The organism is Pseudomonas sp. SDO5522_S412, assembly GCF_054071215.1.
This window is the reverse complement of sequence record NZ_JBSVWQ010000004.1, coordinates 40,534-55,565: the sequence shown is the minus strand read 5'-3', so window position 1 is coordinate 55,565 and position 15,032 is coordinate 40,534. Positions and strand designations below refer to the sequence as shown.

The 15,032-nt window shown below is 62.0% G+C and carries 12 protein-coding genes; 9 read left to right on the top strand and 3 right to left on the bottom strand.

Going from position 1 to position 15,032, the window contains the following annotated elements:
* The 9 genes from murD to lpxC all read left to right on the top strand — a co-directional run bounded on the left by murD (window position 1) and on the right by lpxC (window position 10,453).
* Entirely contained in the window at window positions 1–1,347 is a 1,347-nt protein-coding gene (murD, locus tag ACW9I6_RS02135) for a UDP-N-acetylmuramoyl-L-alanine--D-glutamate ligase (RefSeq protein WP_076014386.1), read from the top strand.
* Window positions 1,344–2,567: a putative lipid II flippase FtsW gene (gene ftsW, locus ACW9I6_RS02130; protein ID WP_003216215.1), complete on the top strand. Its 1,224-nt coding sequence runs from the start codon at window positions 1,344–1,346 to the stop codon at window positions 2,565–2,567. The genes murD and ftsW overlap by 4 nt, the downstream gene beginning before the upstream one ends.
* Window positions 2,557–3,627, top strand: coding sequence for an undecaprenyldiphospho-muramoylpentapeptide beta-N-acetylglucosaminyltransferase (gene murG / locus ACW9I6_RS02125; RefSeq protein ID WP_008434228.1), 1,071 nt, complete (start codon window positions 2,557–2,559; stop codon window positions 3,625–3,627). The genes ftsW and murG overlap by 11 nt, the downstream gene beginning before the upstream one ends.
* Entirely contained in the window at window positions 3,620–5,065 is a 1,446-nt protein-coding gene (gene murC / locus ACW9I6_RS02120) for a UDP-N-acetylmuramate--L-alanine ligase (protein WP_003216219.1), read from the top strand. Before murG ends, murC begins: the two co-directional genes overlap by 8 nt.
* Window positions 5,062–6,018: a D-alanine--D-alanine ligase gene (locus tag ACW9I6_RS02115; protein WP_003216220.1), complete on the top strand. Its 957-nt coding sequence runs from the start codon at window positions 5,062–5,064 to the stop codon at window positions 6,016–6,018. Before murC ends, ACW9I6_RS02115 begins: the two co-directional genes overlap by 4 nt.
* 4 nt (window positions 6,019–6,022) lie before the next feature.
* Entirely contained in the window at window positions 6,023–6,889 is an 867-nt protein-coding gene (locus ACW9I6_RS02110) for a cell division protein FtsQ/DivIB (RefSeq protein ID WP_023659197.1), read from the top strand.
* 15 nt (window positions 6,890–6,904) lie between these two features.
* Window positions 6,905–8,167: a cell division protein FtsA gene (gene ftsA, locus ACW9I6_RS02105; protein WP_003216224.1), complete on the top strand. Its 1,263-nt coding sequence runs from the start codon at window positions 6,905–6,907 to the stop codon at window positions 8,165–8,167.
* Between the two features lie 65 nt (window positions 8,168–8,232).
* Entirely contained in the window at window positions 8,233–9,429 is a 1,197-nt protein-coding gene (gene ftsZ / locus ACW9I6_RS02100) for a cell division protein FtsZ (RefSeq protein WP_003216225.1), read from the top strand.
* Between the two features lie 112 nt (window positions 9,430–9,541).
* Window positions 9,542–10,453 (top strand): UDP-3-O-acyl-N-acetylglucosamine deacetylase, encoded by a 912-nt coding sequence (gene lpxC / locus ACW9I6_RS02095; protein ID WP_003216227.1) that lies wholly within the window; start codon window positions 9,542–9,544, stop codon window positions 10,451–10,453.
* 103 nt (window positions 10,454–10,556) lie between these two features.
* Here the strand turns inward: lpxC and ACW9I6_RS02090 are convergent, their stop codons facing one another.
* The 3 genes from ACW9I6_RS02090 to ACW9I6_RS02080 all read right to left on the bottom strand — a co-directional run bounded on the left by ACW9I6_RS02090 (window position 10,557) and on the right by ACW9I6_RS02080 (window position 15,016).
* A complete protein-coding gene (locus ACW9I6_RS02090) occupies window positions 10,557–12,062 on the bottom strand; it encodes a diguanylate cyclase (RefSeq protein ID WP_457338798.1) in 1,506 nt (501 codons plus the stop codon).
* A 51-nt stretch (window positions 12,063–12,113) separates the two neighbouring features.
* On the bottom strand, window positions 12,114–13,607 hold the full coding sequence (locus ACW9I6_RS02085) for a sensor domain-containing diguanylate cyclase (protein ID WP_177027787.1): 1,494 nt from the start codon (window positions 13,605–13,607) through the stop codon (window positions 12,114–12,116).
* An 86-nt stretch (window positions 13,608–13,693) separates the two neighbouring features.
* Window positions 13,694–15,016, bottom strand: a complete 1,323-nt coding sequence (locus ACW9I6_RS02080; RefSeq protein WP_457338797.1) for an OprD family porin — start codon at window positions 15,014–15,016, stop codon at window positions 13,694–13,696.
* Window positions 15,017–15,032: the final 16 nt, after the last annotated feature.

The following is a 15,032-nucleotide window of genomic DNA, read 5'->3' as shown; positions in this document are numbered from 1 at the left end:
GTGTCCCTGATCGCTTCAGACCACTTCCGCATCGTTGTCGGCCTCGGCAAGAGCGGCATGTCCCTGGTTCGCTTCCTGGCGAACCGGGGCACGTCGTTTGCCGTGGCCGATACGCGGGAAAATCCACCGGAGCTGGTCACGCTGCGCCGTGACTACCCGCACGTGGAAGTGCGTTGTGGCGAGCTGGATGTCGAGTTTCTGTGCCGTGCCGATGAGCTCTACGTGAGCCCTGGCCTGGCCCTGGCGACCCCGGCCCTGCAAGCGGCGGCGGCCCGTGGCGTGAAGTTGTCCGGCGATATCGAGCTGTTCGCGCGTAACGCGAAGGCGCCGATCGTGGCCATCAGCGGTTCCAATGCCAAAAGCACCGTGACCACCCTGGTGGGCGAGATGGCGGCTGCGGCCGGCAAGCGCGTGGCCGTGGGCGGCAACCTCGGCACGCCGGCGCTGGACCTGCTCAACGACGACGTCGAGCTGTACGTGATGGAGCTGTCGAGCTTCCAGCTGGAAACCACTGACCAGCTCAACGCCGAAGTGGCCACCGTGCTCAACGTCAGCGAAGACCACATGGACCGCTACAGCGGTCTGCCGGCGTATCACCTGGCCAAGCACCGGATCTTCCGTGGCGCGCGGCAAGTGGTGGTGAACCGTCAGGATGCCCTGAGCCGTCCGCTGATCGGCGAAGGTCTGCCGTGCTGGACCTTCGGCCTGAACAAGCCTGACTTCAAGGCCTTCGGCCTTCGGGAAGAGAACGGCGAGAAATACCTGGCCTTCGAATTCCAGAACCTGATGCCGGTGCGCGAACTGAAAATCCGTGGTGCCCACAACCAGGCCAACGCCCTGGCGGCGCTGGCGCTCGGTCACGCCGTTGGCTTGCCGTTCGACGCCATGCTCTCGGCCCTGCGCAGCTTTGCCGGCCTTGAGCATCGCTGCCAGTGGGTTCGCGAGCTGGATGGCGTTGGCTATTACAACGATTCCAAGGCCACCAACGTCGGTGCGGCACTCGCTGCCATCGAAGGCTTGGGTGCCGACATTCAGGGCAAGGTCGTGCTGATTGCCGGTGGCGACGGCAAGGGTGCCGACTTCAAGGACCTTAAAGGCCCGGTCGCCGCCAACTGCCGCGCCGTGGTGTTGATGGGCCGTGATTCCGGCCTGATCGCCGATGCCCTGGGCGACGCCGTACCGCAGGTGCGCGCGCAGTCCCTGGACGATGCCATCGCCCAATCCAAAGCCTTGGCTCAGCCGGGCGACGTGGTGCTGCTGTCGCCTGCCTGCGCCAGTTTCGACATGTTCAAGAACTACGAAGAGCGCGGCCAGCTGTTCGCCCGCGCCGTGGAGGCCTTGGCATGAGTATCAATTTCCGTAACATCATCAAGCCGTACCCGTCGCCGATCATTACCGGGCGCGGTATCGACCTGGACTTCCCGATGCTCGCCGGTTGCCTCGCGCTGCTGGGCCTGGGCCTGGTGATGATCACCTCGGCCTCCTCGGAAGTGGCTGCGGTGCAATCGGGCAACACCCTGTACATGATGATCCGTCACCTGGTGTACCTGGTGATTGGCCTTGGCGCATGCATCGTCACCATGATGATCCCGATCGCCACCTGGCAGCGCCTGGGTTGGCTGATGCTGGTGGGCGCCTTCGGCCTGTTGGTGATGGTGATCCTGCCCGGCATCGGGCGTGAGGTGAACGGCTCGATGCGCTGGATCGGCTTCGGTGCGTTCAACGTGCAGCCCTCGGAAATCGCCAAGGTGTTCGTGGTGATCTACCTCGCCGGCTACCTGGTGCGGCGCCAGAAAGAAGTACGCGAAAGCTGGATGGGCTTCTTCAAGCCGTTCATCGTGCTGCTGCCCATGGCCGGCCTGTTGCTGATGGAGCCGGACTTCGGTGCCACCGTTGTAATGATGGGCGCGGCGGCGGCGATGCTGTTCCTCGGTGGCGTCGGCCTGTTCCGCTTCACCCTGATGGTGGTGCTGGCGGTGGCCGCCGTGACCATTCTGGTGCAGGCGCAACCCTACCGGATGGCCCGTCTGATTACCTTTACCGACCCGTGGTCCGATCAGTTCGGTTCCGGCTACCAGTTGACCCAGGCGTTGATCGCCTTCGGTCGCGGTGAGTGGCTGGGCGTGGGCCTGGGCAATAGCGTGCAGAAGCAGTTCTACCTGCCGGAAGCCCACACCGACTTCGTGTTCTCGGTACTCGCCGAAGAGCTGGGTGTGGTCGGTTCGCTGTGCACCGTCGCGCTGTTCGTGTTCGTGTGTGTTCGCGGCATGTACATCGGCTTGTGGGCCGAAAAGGCCAAGCAATATTTCGCCGCCTACGTGGCGTACGGCTTGTCGTTCCTGTGGATCGGCCAGTTCCTGATCAACATCGGGGTGAACGTCGGCCTGCTGCCGACCAAGGGCCTGACCTTGCCGTTCCTCAGCTACGGCGGCAGCTCGTTGGTGATTTGCTGCGCCTGTCTCGGGTTGTTGCTGCGTATCGAGTGGGAGAGTCGGACCCACCTGGGCAGCGAAGAGATGGAGTTCAGCGAAAGCGACTTCGCCGAGGAGCCGAACCATGGGCGCTAACGTGCTGATCATGGCAGGCGGCACCGGTGGCCACGTGTTCCCGGCGCTGGCCTGTGCCCGTGAGTTCCAGAATCGTGGCTACACCGTGCATTGGCTCGGTACGCCGCGCGGCATCGAAAACGATCTGGTACCGAATGCCGGCTTGCCGCTGCATTTGATCAACGTCACCGGCTTGCGTGGCAAGGGCAAATTGTCCCTGCTGAAGGCGCCGTTCGTGTTGCTCAAGGCCGTGTGGCAAGCGCGCAAGGTGATCCGCGAAGTGAAGCCGGTATGCGTGCTGGGCTTTGGTGGCTACGTGACCGGCCCGGGCGGTGTTGCGGCAAGACTCGCCGGCGTGCCAGTGATCGTCCACGAGCAGAATGCCGTGGCCGGCACTGCCAATCGCCTGCTGGTGCCCTTGGCTGCACGGGTATGCGAGGCGTTTCCGAAGACCTTTGGTGCCGCGGACAAGTTGCGTACCACCGGCAACCCGGTGCGTACCGAACTGTTCATGGACATCGCCCGCCAGCCATTGGCCGGTCGCAAGGCGCACCTGTTGATCCTGGGCGGAAGCCTGGGCGCCGAACCGTTGAACAAATTGCTGCCTGAAGCGGTGTCGCAACTCCCCGTGGAGCTGCGCCCCGAGATCTTCCATCAGGCCGGCAAGAACCACGATGAAGTGACCGCCACGCGCTACCGCGAAGCGGGTGTGGAGGCGAATGTGCAGCCCTTCATCAAAGACATGGCCCAAGCCTATGGCTGGGCCGACCTGGTGGTCTGTCGCGCAGGTGCGTTGACCGTCAGTGAACTGGCCGCCGCCGGTCTGCCGTCCTTGCTGGTGCCTTTGCCCCACGCGATCGACGATCACCAGACCCGCAACGCCGAATATTTGGCCGGGGAGGGCGCTGCCTTCCTGCTGCCGCAAAGAACGACTGGCGCCGCCGATTTGGCCGCACGCCTGACCGAGGTTTTGATGCAACCGGAACGACTGAACAGCATGGCGAGCACCGCAAGCCGCCTGGCCAAACCTGACGCAACCCGCACCGTGGTCGATATCTGCCTGGAGGTGGCCCATGGTTGAGAATCAGAAAGCCATGCCACAGCCGGAAATGCGCCGCATCCGTCGCATCCACTTCGTCGGTATCGGCGGCGTGGGCATGTGCGGGATCGCCGAAGTGTTGCTGAACCTGGGTTACCAGGTGTCCGGCTCCGACCTGAAAATGTCGCCGGTCACCGAGCGCCTGGAATCGTTTGGCGCGAAAATCTTTATCGGCCACCGCGCCGAGAACGCCGCCGAAGCCGATGTGCTGGTGGTCTCCAGCGCTGTGAACACCTCCAACCCGGAAGTGGCCACCGCCCTTGAACGCCGCATTCCCGTAGTGCCGCGTGCCGAAATGCTGGCTGAGCTGATGCGCTACCGCCACGGCATCGCCGTCGCCGGTACCCACGGCAAGACCACCACCACCAGCCTGATCGCCTCGGTGTTCGCCGCCGGTGGCCTGGACCCGACGTTCGTCATCGGTGGCCGCCTGAATGCAGCCGGCACCAATGCACAACTGGGGACCAGCCGTTACCTGATCGCCGAAGCCGATGAAAGCGACGCCAGCTTCCTGCACCTGCAACCGCTGGTGGCCGTGGTGACCAACATCGACGCCGACCACATGGCGACCTACGACGGTGACTTCAACAAACTGAAGAAAACCTTCGTCGAGTTCCTGCACAACCTGCCGTTCTACGGTCTGGCCGTGGTGTGCCTGGACGATCCGGTGGTGCGCGAAATCCTGCCGCTGGTGAAGCGTCCGACCGTGACCTACGGCTTCAGCGAAGACTGTGACGTGCGCGCGATCAATGTGCGCCAGCAAGGCATGCAGACTTTCTTCACCGTGCTGCGTCCTGACCGCGAGCCGCTGGATGTCTCGGTAAACATGCCGGGCAACCACAACGTACTCAACTCCCTGGCGACCATCTGCATCGCCTCCGACGAAGGCGTCAGCGATGAAGCCATCGTCGAAGGCCTGTCGGGTTTTGCCGGTGTGGGTCGTCGCTTCCAGGTCTACGGCGAACTGCCGGTGGACGGCGGCAACGTGATGCTGGTGGACGACTACGGTCACCACCCGACCGAAGTGGCAGCGGTGATCAAGGCCGTACGCGGTGGTTGGCCGGAACGCCGCCTGGTGATGGTGTACCAGCCGCACCGCTACAGCCGTACCCGCGACCTGTACGACGATTTCGTCAATGTACTGGCGGATGCCAACGTGTTGCTGCTGATGGAAGTCTACCCGGCCGGTGAAGAACCGATCCCGGGTGCCGACAGCCGCAAGCTGTGCAACAGCATCCGTCAACGCGGCCAGTTGGACCCGATCTACATCGAGCGTGGTGTGGACCTGGCGCCGATCGTCAAGCCGCTGCTGCGTGCCGGCGACATCCTGCTGTGCCAGGGTGCCGGTGACATCGGTGGCCTCGCCCCTAAATTGCTGGCAAGCCCGCTGTTTGCCGCCGCACAGGGGAAGTCGAAATGACCACTGACTACGGCTCCCTGTTCTCGACCATTCAACCTGCCGACTTCGGCCGGGTTGCGGTGCTGTTCGGTGGCAAGAGCGCTGAGCGTGAAGTGTCGCTGAAGTCCGGCAATGCCGTGCTGGAAGCGCTGCAAAGTGCCGGTGTGAATGCGTTCGGCATCGACGTGGGTGATGACTTCCTGTCGCGCCTGCAGGCCGAGAAGATCGACCGCGCCTTCATCATTCTTCACGGCCGTGGCGGTGAAGACGGCAGCATGCAGGGCCTGCTGGAGTGCCTGGGCATTCCGTATACCGGCAGCGGCATCCTCGCTTCGGCCCTGGCCATGGACAAGTTGCGCACCAAGCAGGTGTGGCACAGCCTGGGTATTCCGACCCCGCGTCACAGCGTGCTGTGCAGCGAAGACGATTGTATTTCTGCAGCCAAGGAACTGGGCCTGCCTTTGATCGTCAAACCAGCCCATGAAGGCTCCAGTATCGGCATGGCTAAAGTGAACTCAGCCGCCGAATTGATTGACGCATGGAAAGCGGCCAGTACCTACGATTCGCAAGTGTTGGTGGAACAGTGGATTCAAGGTCCCGAGTTCACCATCGCTACTCTGCGTGGCCAGGTATTGCCGCCCATCGCATTGGGCACGCCCCACACCTTTTACGACTACGACGCCAAGTATGTGGCCTCCGATACCCAGTACCGGATCCCGTGCGGCCTCGACGCAGCCAAGGAACAGGAATTGATGGACCTCACGGCGAAAGCCTGTGAGGCGCTGGGTATCGCCGGTTGGGCGCGGGCAGACGTGATGCAGGATGACCAGGGGAACTTCTGGTTCCTGGAAGTCAACACTGCACCCGGGATGACCGACCACAGCCTGGTACCCATGGCCGCTCGTGCCGCCGGCCTGGATTTCCAGCAGTTGGTGCTGGCGATCCTGGCAGCAAGCATAGAGCCACGAGGCTAAGACCATGAACGGCGCATCGCTTCGTCATCAGCAACCCGCTCCCGGCCGCAAGCCGGTGCCGCGTGGTGCCAGCCGAATGGTGGCTAAAGAGCCGATGTCGGCGCGCATGCCGAAAGCCAACTTTGGTTTTCTCAAGGCGCTGTTCTGGCCGGTGATCCTGGTGGCCCTGGGGTTCGGTACGTATGAAGGCGCCCAGCGCCTGCTGCCGTATGCCGACCGGCCGATCACCAAGATCAGTGTGCAGGGCGACTTGAGCTACATCAGCCAGCAAGCCGTGCAGCAGCGAATCGCCCCGTTTGTGGCGTCGAGCTTCTTCACCATCGACCTGGCAGGCATGCGCTCCGAGCTGGAACAGATGCCATGGATTGCCCACGCCGAAGTACGTCGCGTGTGGCCGGATCAAGTGACGATCCGCCTGGAAGAACAACTGCCCGTGGCCCGTTGGGGTGATGGTGCGCTGTTGAACAACCAGGGCCAGGCGTTTGCACCTCGCGAAGTGGCGAATTACGAGCACCTGCCGCAGTTGTTCGGGCCGCAGCGGGCGCAGCAGCAAGTGATGCAGCAGTACCAGGCGTTGAGCCAGATGCTGCGGCCGTTGGGCTTCTCGATTGCGCGACTGGAATTGCGCGAGCGGGGCAGCTGGTTTTTGACCACGGGTGCAGGCAGTTCCGGCCCGGGCATCGAGTTGTTGCTGGGACGCGGCAACCTGGTGGAAAAGATGCGCCGTTTTATTGCCATCTATGAAAAGACCTTGAAAGAACAGATTACGAACATTGCGAGCATCGACCTGCGTTACGCCAACGGCCTTGCCGTCGGCTGGCGGGCCCCTGCGGCGCCCACGGCAGCGCAACCTGCTGTCGCGAAGAATTAAGAAGAGGCAGGACCCATGGCAAACGTGCAAAGCGGCAAAATGATCGTCGGTCTGGATATCGGCACCTCCAAGGTGGTGGCGCTGGTAGGCGAGGTCGCGGACGACGGCACGCTGGAAATCGTCGGAATCGGCACGCATCCGTCCCGGGGCCTGAAGAAGGGCGTGGTGGTGAATATTGAATCCACCGTGCAATCGATCCAGCGCGCCATCGAAGAAGCGCAGCTGATGGCCGGTTGCCGGATTCACTCGGCATTTGTCGGCGTTGCCGGCAACCACATCCGCAGCCTGAATTCCCACGGCATCGTGGCGATTCGCGACCGCGAAGTCAGCTCGGCCGACCTGGAGCGGGTACTCGACGCAGCGCAAGCCGTGGCGATCCCGGCTGACCAGCGCGTGCTGCACACCCTGCCGCAGGACTACGTGATCGATAACCAGGAAGGCGTTCGCGAGCCCCTGGGCATGTCGGGCGTACGTCTGGAAGCCAAGGTTCACGTAGTGACCTGCGCCGTCAACGCGGCACAGAACATTGAAAAATGCGTGCGCCGCTGCGGCCTGGAAATCGACGACATCATTCTCGAGCAGTTGGCTTCGGCTTACTCGGTACTGACCGACGACGAAAAAGAACTGGGCGTGTGCCTGGTGGACATCGGCGGCGGCACCACGGACATCGCAATCTTCACCGAGGGTGCGATTCGTCACACCGCCGTGATCCCGATTGCCGGTGACCAGGTGACCAACGACATCGCCATGGCGTTGCGCACACCGACCCAGTACGCCGAAGAAATCAAGATCCGTTACGCCTGCGCCCTGGCCAAGCTGGCCGGTGCCGGTGAAACCATCAAGGTGCCAAGCGTGGGCGACCGTCCACCGCGCGAACTGTCGCGCCAGGCATTGGCCGAAGTGGTCGAGCCGCGCTACGACGAACTGTTCACCCTGATCCAGGCTGAACTGCGTCGCAGCGGCTACGAAGATTTGATCCCGGCCGGCATCGTGCTGACCGGTGGCACTTCGAAGATGGAAGGCGCGGTCGAACTGGCCGAGGAAATCTTCCACATGCCGGTCCGCCTGGGCGTGCCCCATGGCGTGAAAGGCCTGGGCGACGTAGTGCGCAACCCGATTTATTCCACCGGTGTGGGCTTGCTGTTGTACGGGCTGCAAAAGCAGACCGACGGCATTTCCCTGTCGGGCCCGAGCAACCGCGACAGCTACAGAAGCGACGACGAAGCGAAAGCGCCGTTGTTCGAGCGGTTGCAGGCTTGGGTGAAAGGCAATTTCTAAAGATTTACCGCAACACCGTTTCAAGTAGTAGGCGAAAAAACTAGAGAAATGAAAGGAGAGGGAAAATGTTCGAACTCGTAGACAACATCCCCGCAAGCCCGGTCATCAAAGTGATCGGCGTCGGCGGTGGCGGCGGCAACGCTGTCAACCACATGGTCAAGAGCAACATTGAAGGCGTTGAATTCATCTGCGCCAACACTGACGCCCAGGCCCTCAAAAGCATCGGTGCACGCACCATCCTGCAATTGGGCACAGCCGTGACCAAGGGCCTGGGTGCCGGCGCGAATCCGGAAGTCGGCCGTCAAGCCGCCCTGGAAGACCGCGAGCGCATCGCTGAAGTGCTGCAAGGCACCAACATGGTGTTCATCACCACGGGCATGGGCGGTGGTACCGGTACCGGTGCTGCGCCGATCATTGCCGAAGTGGCCAAGGAAATGGGAATCCTGACGGTTGCCGTCGTGACCCGTCCATTCCCGTTCGAAGGTCGCAAGCGCATGCAGATCGCCGATGAAGGCATCCGTCTGCTGTCCGAAAGCGTCGACTCGTTGATCACCATTCCCAACGAGAAGCTGCTGACCATCCTCGGCAAGGACGCAAGCCTGCTGTCTGCGTTTGCCAAGGCTGACGATGTACTGGCCGGTGCCGTTCGCGGTATCTCCGACATCATCAAGCGTCCGGGCATGATCAACGTCGACTTTGCCGACGTACGTACCGTGATGAGCGAAATGGGCATGGCGATGATGGGCACTGGCTGCGCCAGCGGTCCGAACCGTGCACGTGAAGCTACCGAAGCGGCCATCCGCAACCCGTTGCTGGAAGACGTGAACCTGCAAGGCGCACGCGGCATCCTGGTGAACATCACCGCCGGTCCTGACCTGTCCCTGGGTGAGTACTCCGACGTGGGTAGCATCATCGAAGCCTTCGCTTCCGAGCACGCCATGGTCAAGGTCGGTACCGTTATCGATCCGGACATGCGCGACGAACTGCACGTGACCGTTGTTGCGACCGGCCTGGGTGCGAAAATCGAGAAGCCTGTAAAGGTCATCGACAACACCGTCCATACCAGCCACGCCAGCCAGCAAGCTGCCGCTCCAGCGCCTTCGCGCCAGGAACTGCCGTCTGTGAACTATCGTGACCTGGATCGTCCGACCGTGATGCGCAACCAGGCTCAGGCCGGTGCTGCTGCATCCCGCAGCCCGAATCCGCAAGATGACCTGGACTACCTGGACATCCCGGCTTTCCTGCGTCGTCAGGCCGATTAATGGAATGTATCAGGGCTATGAAGGTGATTGGTGTTCAGCAAAGGTCTGGTCTGCTATTATCGCCAGCCTTTGTTGATACCAGTTCGCAATTTGCGCTGAAGCGGTCCAAGCCATGATTAAACAACGCACCCTGAAGAATATTATCCGTGCCACAGGTGTAGGTCTGCACTCCGGGGAGAAGGTATACCTGACCCTCAAGCCCGCACCTGTCGACACCGGCATCGTGTTTGTTCGTGCCGACCTGGACCCTGTGGTGCAGATACCTGCTCGCGCGGAAAATGTTGGCGAAACCACGATGTCGACCACGCTGGTCAACGGTGACGTCAAAGTGGACACGGTGGAGCACTTGCTCTCGGCCATGGCCGGTCTGGGCATCGATAACGCCTACGTCGAGCTCTCCGCGTCCGAAGTCCCGATCATGGATGGCAGCGCCGGACCCTTCGTATTCTTGATTCAATCTGCCGGCCTGGAAGAACAGGACGCAGCCAAGAAGTTCATTCGCATTCTGCGGGAAGTGACAGTAGAAGACGGCGACAAGCGCGCCACCTTCGTCCCGTTCGAAGGCTTTAAAGTGAGCTTTGAGATCGATTTCGATCACCCGGTATTCCGTGACCGCACCCAAAGTGCAAGCGTGGATTTTTCCAGCACTTCGTTCGTAAAAGAAGTCAGCCGCGCCCGTACCTTTGGTTTCATGAGTGACATCGAGTACCTGCGCAAGCACAATCTCGCACTCGGCGGCAGCGTTGAAAACGCCATTGTGGTCGACGCGGATGGTGTACTGAACGAAGACGGCCTTCGCTATGAAGACGAATTCGTGAAGCACAAGATCCTCGATGCAATCGGTGACCTCTACCTGCTGGGCAATAGCCTGATAGGCGAGTTCAAAGGCTTCAAGTCTGGCCACGCCCTGAACAACCAACTGCTGCGCAAGCTGATTGCACAGACAGATGCCTGGGAAGTCGTGACCTTCGAAGATGCCAGCACCGCACCGATCTCTTACATGCGTCCCGTCGCGGCGGTGTAAGTAACAACTCTCTTTCCTTTTGTTTTTAAAGGCCGCCTTCGGGTGGCCTTTTTTTTGATCGTTCCTACGCTCTGCGTGGTAACGCCTCCTGTGACGCTTCGCGTCACGGCTTTAAAGCGCCGGCATCAACAACGCGATTACGCCCGGTATGCTTGGCCTCATACAGCGCCTGATCGGCGTTGAGCAGTAATTCCTCCAGCGTGGTGCGGCTGTTTTTGGTCCAGGTACTGAGGCCGATGCTGACGGTAATCGGCACCGTATCCCCGCCCACTCGCGGCAGGTGTTCGACACTGCTGCGGATATGTTCAGCAATCACGCGTGCACCCTGGCTGTCGGTATGCGGCAGCACCACTGCAAATTCTTCCCCGCCATAGCGAGCCGCGAGGTCGGCCGGGCGGCGGATATTGCCCTCGATCACCTGCGCCACCGTGCGCAGTGCCTCGTCGCCACCTTGATGGCCATGTCGGTCGTTGAACGCTTTGAAGTGGTCCACGTCAATCATCAGCACCGTCAACGGCTCGGCCGAACGCTGGGCGCGGTCCCATTCCAGGCGCAGGCGCTGGTCCAGGGTGCGGCGGTTGGCCAGGCCGGTAAGCGCGTCGGTGGCTGCCAGTTCTGACAGCACCTGTTCGGCACGGTGGCGCCTGCGCAGTTCCATGCAGAGCATCCAGGTCAGCCACAAAAGGCCGATGCACAAAATCCCGGTGGCGCCGCTGATCACCAGTGCTGCGCGCTTCCAGGGGGCGAATATGTCATTCGTGGACAGCCCCACGACGACGATCAGCGGTAGATCGCCCACCGTTGAGAAGGTATACAGGCGGTGCTCCTCATCCACACTGGAGGTGCCGCGAAAGTTGCCGTCGCGCTCGTGCAATATGCGCGCGACGTTTGGCCGCTGGCTGAGGTCCTTGTCGATCATGTCCCGTTCCAGCAACGGCTGCTGGGCCAGCAGGATGCCTTGTTGGTTGATCAGGTTGATGGTGCTGTCGCTGCCGATATTCAGGCTGCGGAACAGTTGCTGAAAGTACGACAGGCGCATGGTGGCCACGGCCACGCCGAGGAATCGCCCATCCGGCCCGGAAACCCGGCGGCTGAAAGCGATACGCCATTGGTCGTCACACACGCAGCGCGCCATGAAGGGCCGGCTGATGAACAGCCCCAGGTCGGGATTCTGCCGATGGGCCTGGAAGTAGTCGCGGTCGGCGAAGTTGGCGGATTTGGGTGTCTGCAGGGCTGAGTCGGCAATCACGTTGCCATCCTTGTCCAGCAACAGGATGTCGCCTTTGTAGGGCGCCGCTTCGGAACGGTCGAACAGCACCAGGTGACGGATGCCGGCCGATACCCCAGCCAAATCAGTGCGTTCGGTGGCGGCGATCAGGCCTTTGATCGACAAGTCGTACAGCTCGACGTTGCGCAGCACGTCGGCGTCGATCAGTTGGGTGATGTTATTGGCCGTGCGCTGGGCCGCCTGCAACGTGTTGGCGTGTTCGCGAATCAGCAGCACCGCGACCACCGACATGATCAGCAGCACCGTGACGCAACTGCCGATGATCAGCAGCAGCTCCGGGCGGTGGGTGGGGCGGGGCGGGCGGGTAGTGCCTGGGCTCATCGGGCGTACTTCTGCTTCGAGGATGCCCTTAGCGTAGTTGCTGATAACGGCTTATGTGGCCTGGCTGTGAACGATGCGGTTGCGCCCGGAATGCTTGGCGTCATACAGCGCCCGATCGGCACTCAGCAGCAGCTCTTCCAGCGAGCCACGGCTGCGTTTGTCCCAGGTACTGAGCCCGACGCTGACGGTGACCGACAGCGCGTCGCCGTCCGCCGGTGGCAAGTGCTCCACCGCACTGCGGATATGTTCGGCGATGGTGCTCGCCCCCTCGCCGTCGGTATCCGGCAGGATCACCGCGAACTCTTCGCCGCCGTAGCGCGCAGCCAGGTCGGCGGGGCGACGAATATTGCTGCCGATGACCCGGGCCACGTTGCGCAAGGCCTCGTCGCCACCCTGGTGACCATGGCGGTCGTTGAAGGCCTTGAAGTGGTCGACATCAATCATCAGCAAGGCCAGTGGCTCGCCTGAGCGTTGCGCGCGCTCCCATTCCAGGCGCAGGCGCTGGTCGAGGGTGCGGCGGTTGGCCAGGCCGGTGAGGCCGTCGGTGGCCGCCAGTTCCGACAACACCTTCTCGGCGCGATAGCGGCGGCGCAGTTCCAGGCGCAGCATCCAGGTCAGCCACAACAGCCCCACACACAGCACGCCGGTGGCGCCACTGATCAGCAGGGCGGCGCGCTTCCAGGCGGCAAACACGTCATCGCTCGACAACGCCACCACCACAATCAGCGGCAGCGCGCCGACGCTGGTGAAGGTGTACAGCCGTTGCGCGCCACTGATGGCGGAGATGGCGCTGAAACTGCCGCTGCCTTCGCGCAGCATTCGCTTGAAGTTGGGCCGCGCGCTCAGGTCCTTGTTGATCATGTCTCTTTCGAGCAGCGGCTGCTGGGCCAACAGGATGCCGTCGTTATTCAGCAGGTTGATGCTGCTGCCGCTGCCGATGGTCAGGCTATTGAACAACTGGTCGAAATACGCCAGGCGCATGGTTGCCACCGCCACACCGGCAAACTCGCCATTGGGTCCGGGCACCCGGCGGCTGAAGGCGATGCGCCAGACTTGATCGCAGTCGCAACGAATCTTGAAGGGCCGACTGATGAACAGCCCGGCATCGGGGTTCTGCTGGTGGATCTGGAAATAGTCGCGATTGGCGAAATTACGTGGCGTGGGGGTCAGCGTGGAGGAGTCGGCGGTGACCGCGCCGGTTTTGTCCAGCAGCAGGACTTCGCCTTTGAAAGGGGCGGCCGTGGACTGGTCGAACTGCACCATATGCAGGACTTCGGCGGAAACCTGGGGCAGGTCATCGCGAGTGGTTGCGGTGATCAGGCCGTTCAGCGCCAGGTCGTAGAGCTCGACGTTGCGCAGCACATCGGCATTGATCAGTTGGGTGATATTGCTGGTGGAGCGCTTGGCTGCCTGCAAGGCGCTGGCGTGTTCGCGGATCAGCAATACGGCAACGATGACCACAATCAGCACGACAGTAAGGCCACTGCCCAGAATCAGCAAAAGCTCCGGGCGTGCAGGCAGGGTGAAGGCGCGGCGTTGACTCATGGGACTGGCTTCGGCACTCAAGATGCTGGCAGTTTAGTTCCATGCTGTGAAAAATAAGTCGTCGCCGCTAAAAGAAAGCCTGAAGGTTAAAAAACGTCAATCGGATAGTCGACGATCACGCGGTACTCATCCACGTCCCGGTCCACTGCCGCGTAGCCATTGCCGCCGCGATTGGTCGCCCATTGCAGGCGCACGGCCAGGTCCTTGGCCTTGCCGCCTTGCACCACGTACTTGAGGTCGATGTCCCGTTCCCAGTGCTTGGCGTTCTTGCCGTCGGCACTGTACCAGGATGAGTAACCACGGCTGTCCGGATCGACCGTGGTCAGGTCGGTCTTGCCGCTGATATACGACACCGCCGAGGTCAGGCCCGGCAGGCCCAGCCCGACGAAGTCATAGGCGTACTTGAGCTTCCACGAGCGCTCGTTGGGGCCGTTGAAGTCGGAGTATTGCTGGGAGTTGTCCAGGTAGATGCTGTCGCCCTGGCTGATGTAGTCGAACGGCGTGTTGCCGTTGACCCGCTGGTAGGCGGCGGTAACGCTGTGATTGCCCACGCCCACGGTGAAATGCAGGCTGTAGGTGTTGTTGTCGATGTTGCCCAGCAAGGCTTTGCCGGTCTCCTGGGTGTGGTAGTAGTGCAGACCCGGGTTCAGGCTGACCAGCTCGTTCAACTGCCAGGTGTAGTCCAGGTCGTAGTAGTACTGGTTCCAGATGTCCTTGAGTTCGGACGCGTACAGGTTGCTGGTCAGCCCCGGCACGCCGCTGAAGGACACGCCGGCCCAGTCCAGGTGGCGGCTGTCTTCGCTATTGGGCAATGCGCCGTAGCTGGTGCCGATGCGGCGACGGCCGCTCTGGTTGTAGAGCTTGGTGAAGCTGGCCTGGCCGCCCTCGAACATCCAGCCGTCCAGGCTGTGGTTGGTCAGGCTCACGCCGCGGAAGGTCTGCGGCAGCATGCGGGTCATGCCGCCGGCAATCACCGGGTTGTTGAGGAGCAGGTCGCCGGCTTTCAGTTCGGTGTCGAAGGCGCGCATTTTCAGGGTGGCGCCGGCGGTGGAGAACGAGCCGGGCGCTTTGCCGTTGCCGGAGCTTACCGGCAGGATGCTCGAGCCATCGGTGCCGCCACCGCCGTCGAGCTTGAGGCCGAGCATGGCGTTGGCGTCCAGGCCGAAGCCGACGATGCCGGGGGTGTAGCCGGATTCGAAGATGCCGATGAAGCCCTGGCCCCATTCCTTGCTGTCATCGGTGTGAATGTCGCGACGGTCGCGGTTCATGTAGTAGTTGCGGGTGTTGATCTTGAAGCTGGAACCTTCGACGAAGCCGTCGGTGGCCGGGGTGTCTGCCGCGTGGGCAAGGGGAACGATCGTTGCAGCAATCGCGATGAATAACGGGGTGAACGTCAGCGAGGTTTTCACCGGTGGAGCTCCTTTG

Bases quoted from the DNA above. Each gene is read 5' to 3' on its own strand.
- ftsW (WP_003216215.1), top strand. From the start codon at position 1,344: ATGAGTATCAATTTCCGTAACATCATCAAGCCGTACCCGTCGCCGATC.
- murG (WP_008434228.1), top strand. From the start codon at position 2,557: ATGGGCGCTAACGTGCTGATCATGGCAGGCGGCACCGGTGGCCACGTG.
- murC (WP_003216219.1), top strand. From the start codon at position 3,620: ATGGTTGAGAATCAGAAAGCCATGCCACAGCCGGAAATGCGCCGCATC.
- ACW9I6_RS02115 (WP_003216220.1), top strand. From the start codon at position 5,062: ATGACCACTGACTACGGCTCCCTGTTCTCGACCATTCAACCTGCCGAC.
- ACW9I6_RS02110 (WP_023659197.1), top strand. From the start codon at position 6,023: ATGAACGGCGCATCGCTTCGTCATCAGCAACCCGCTCCCGGCCGCAAG.
- ftsA (WP_003216224.1), top strand. From the start codon at position 6,905: ATGGCAAACGTGCAAAGCGGCAAAATGATCGTCGGTCTGGATATCGGC.
- ftsZ (WP_003216225.1), top strand. From the start codon at position 8,233: ATGTTCGAACTCGTAGACAACATCCCCGCAAGCCCGGTCATCAAAGTG.
- lpxC (WP_003216227.1), top strand. From the start codon at position 9,542: ATGATTAAACAACGCACCCTGAAGAATATTATCCGTGCCACAGGTGTA.
- ACW9I6_RS02090 (WP_457338798.1), bottom strand. From the start codon at position 12,062: ATGAGCCCAGGCACTACCCGCCCGCCCCGCCCCACCCACCGCCCGGAG.
- ACW9I6_RS02085 (WP_177027787.1), bottom strand. From the start codon at position 13,607: ATGAGTCAACGCCGCGCCTTCACCCTGCCTGCACGCCCGGAGCTTTTG.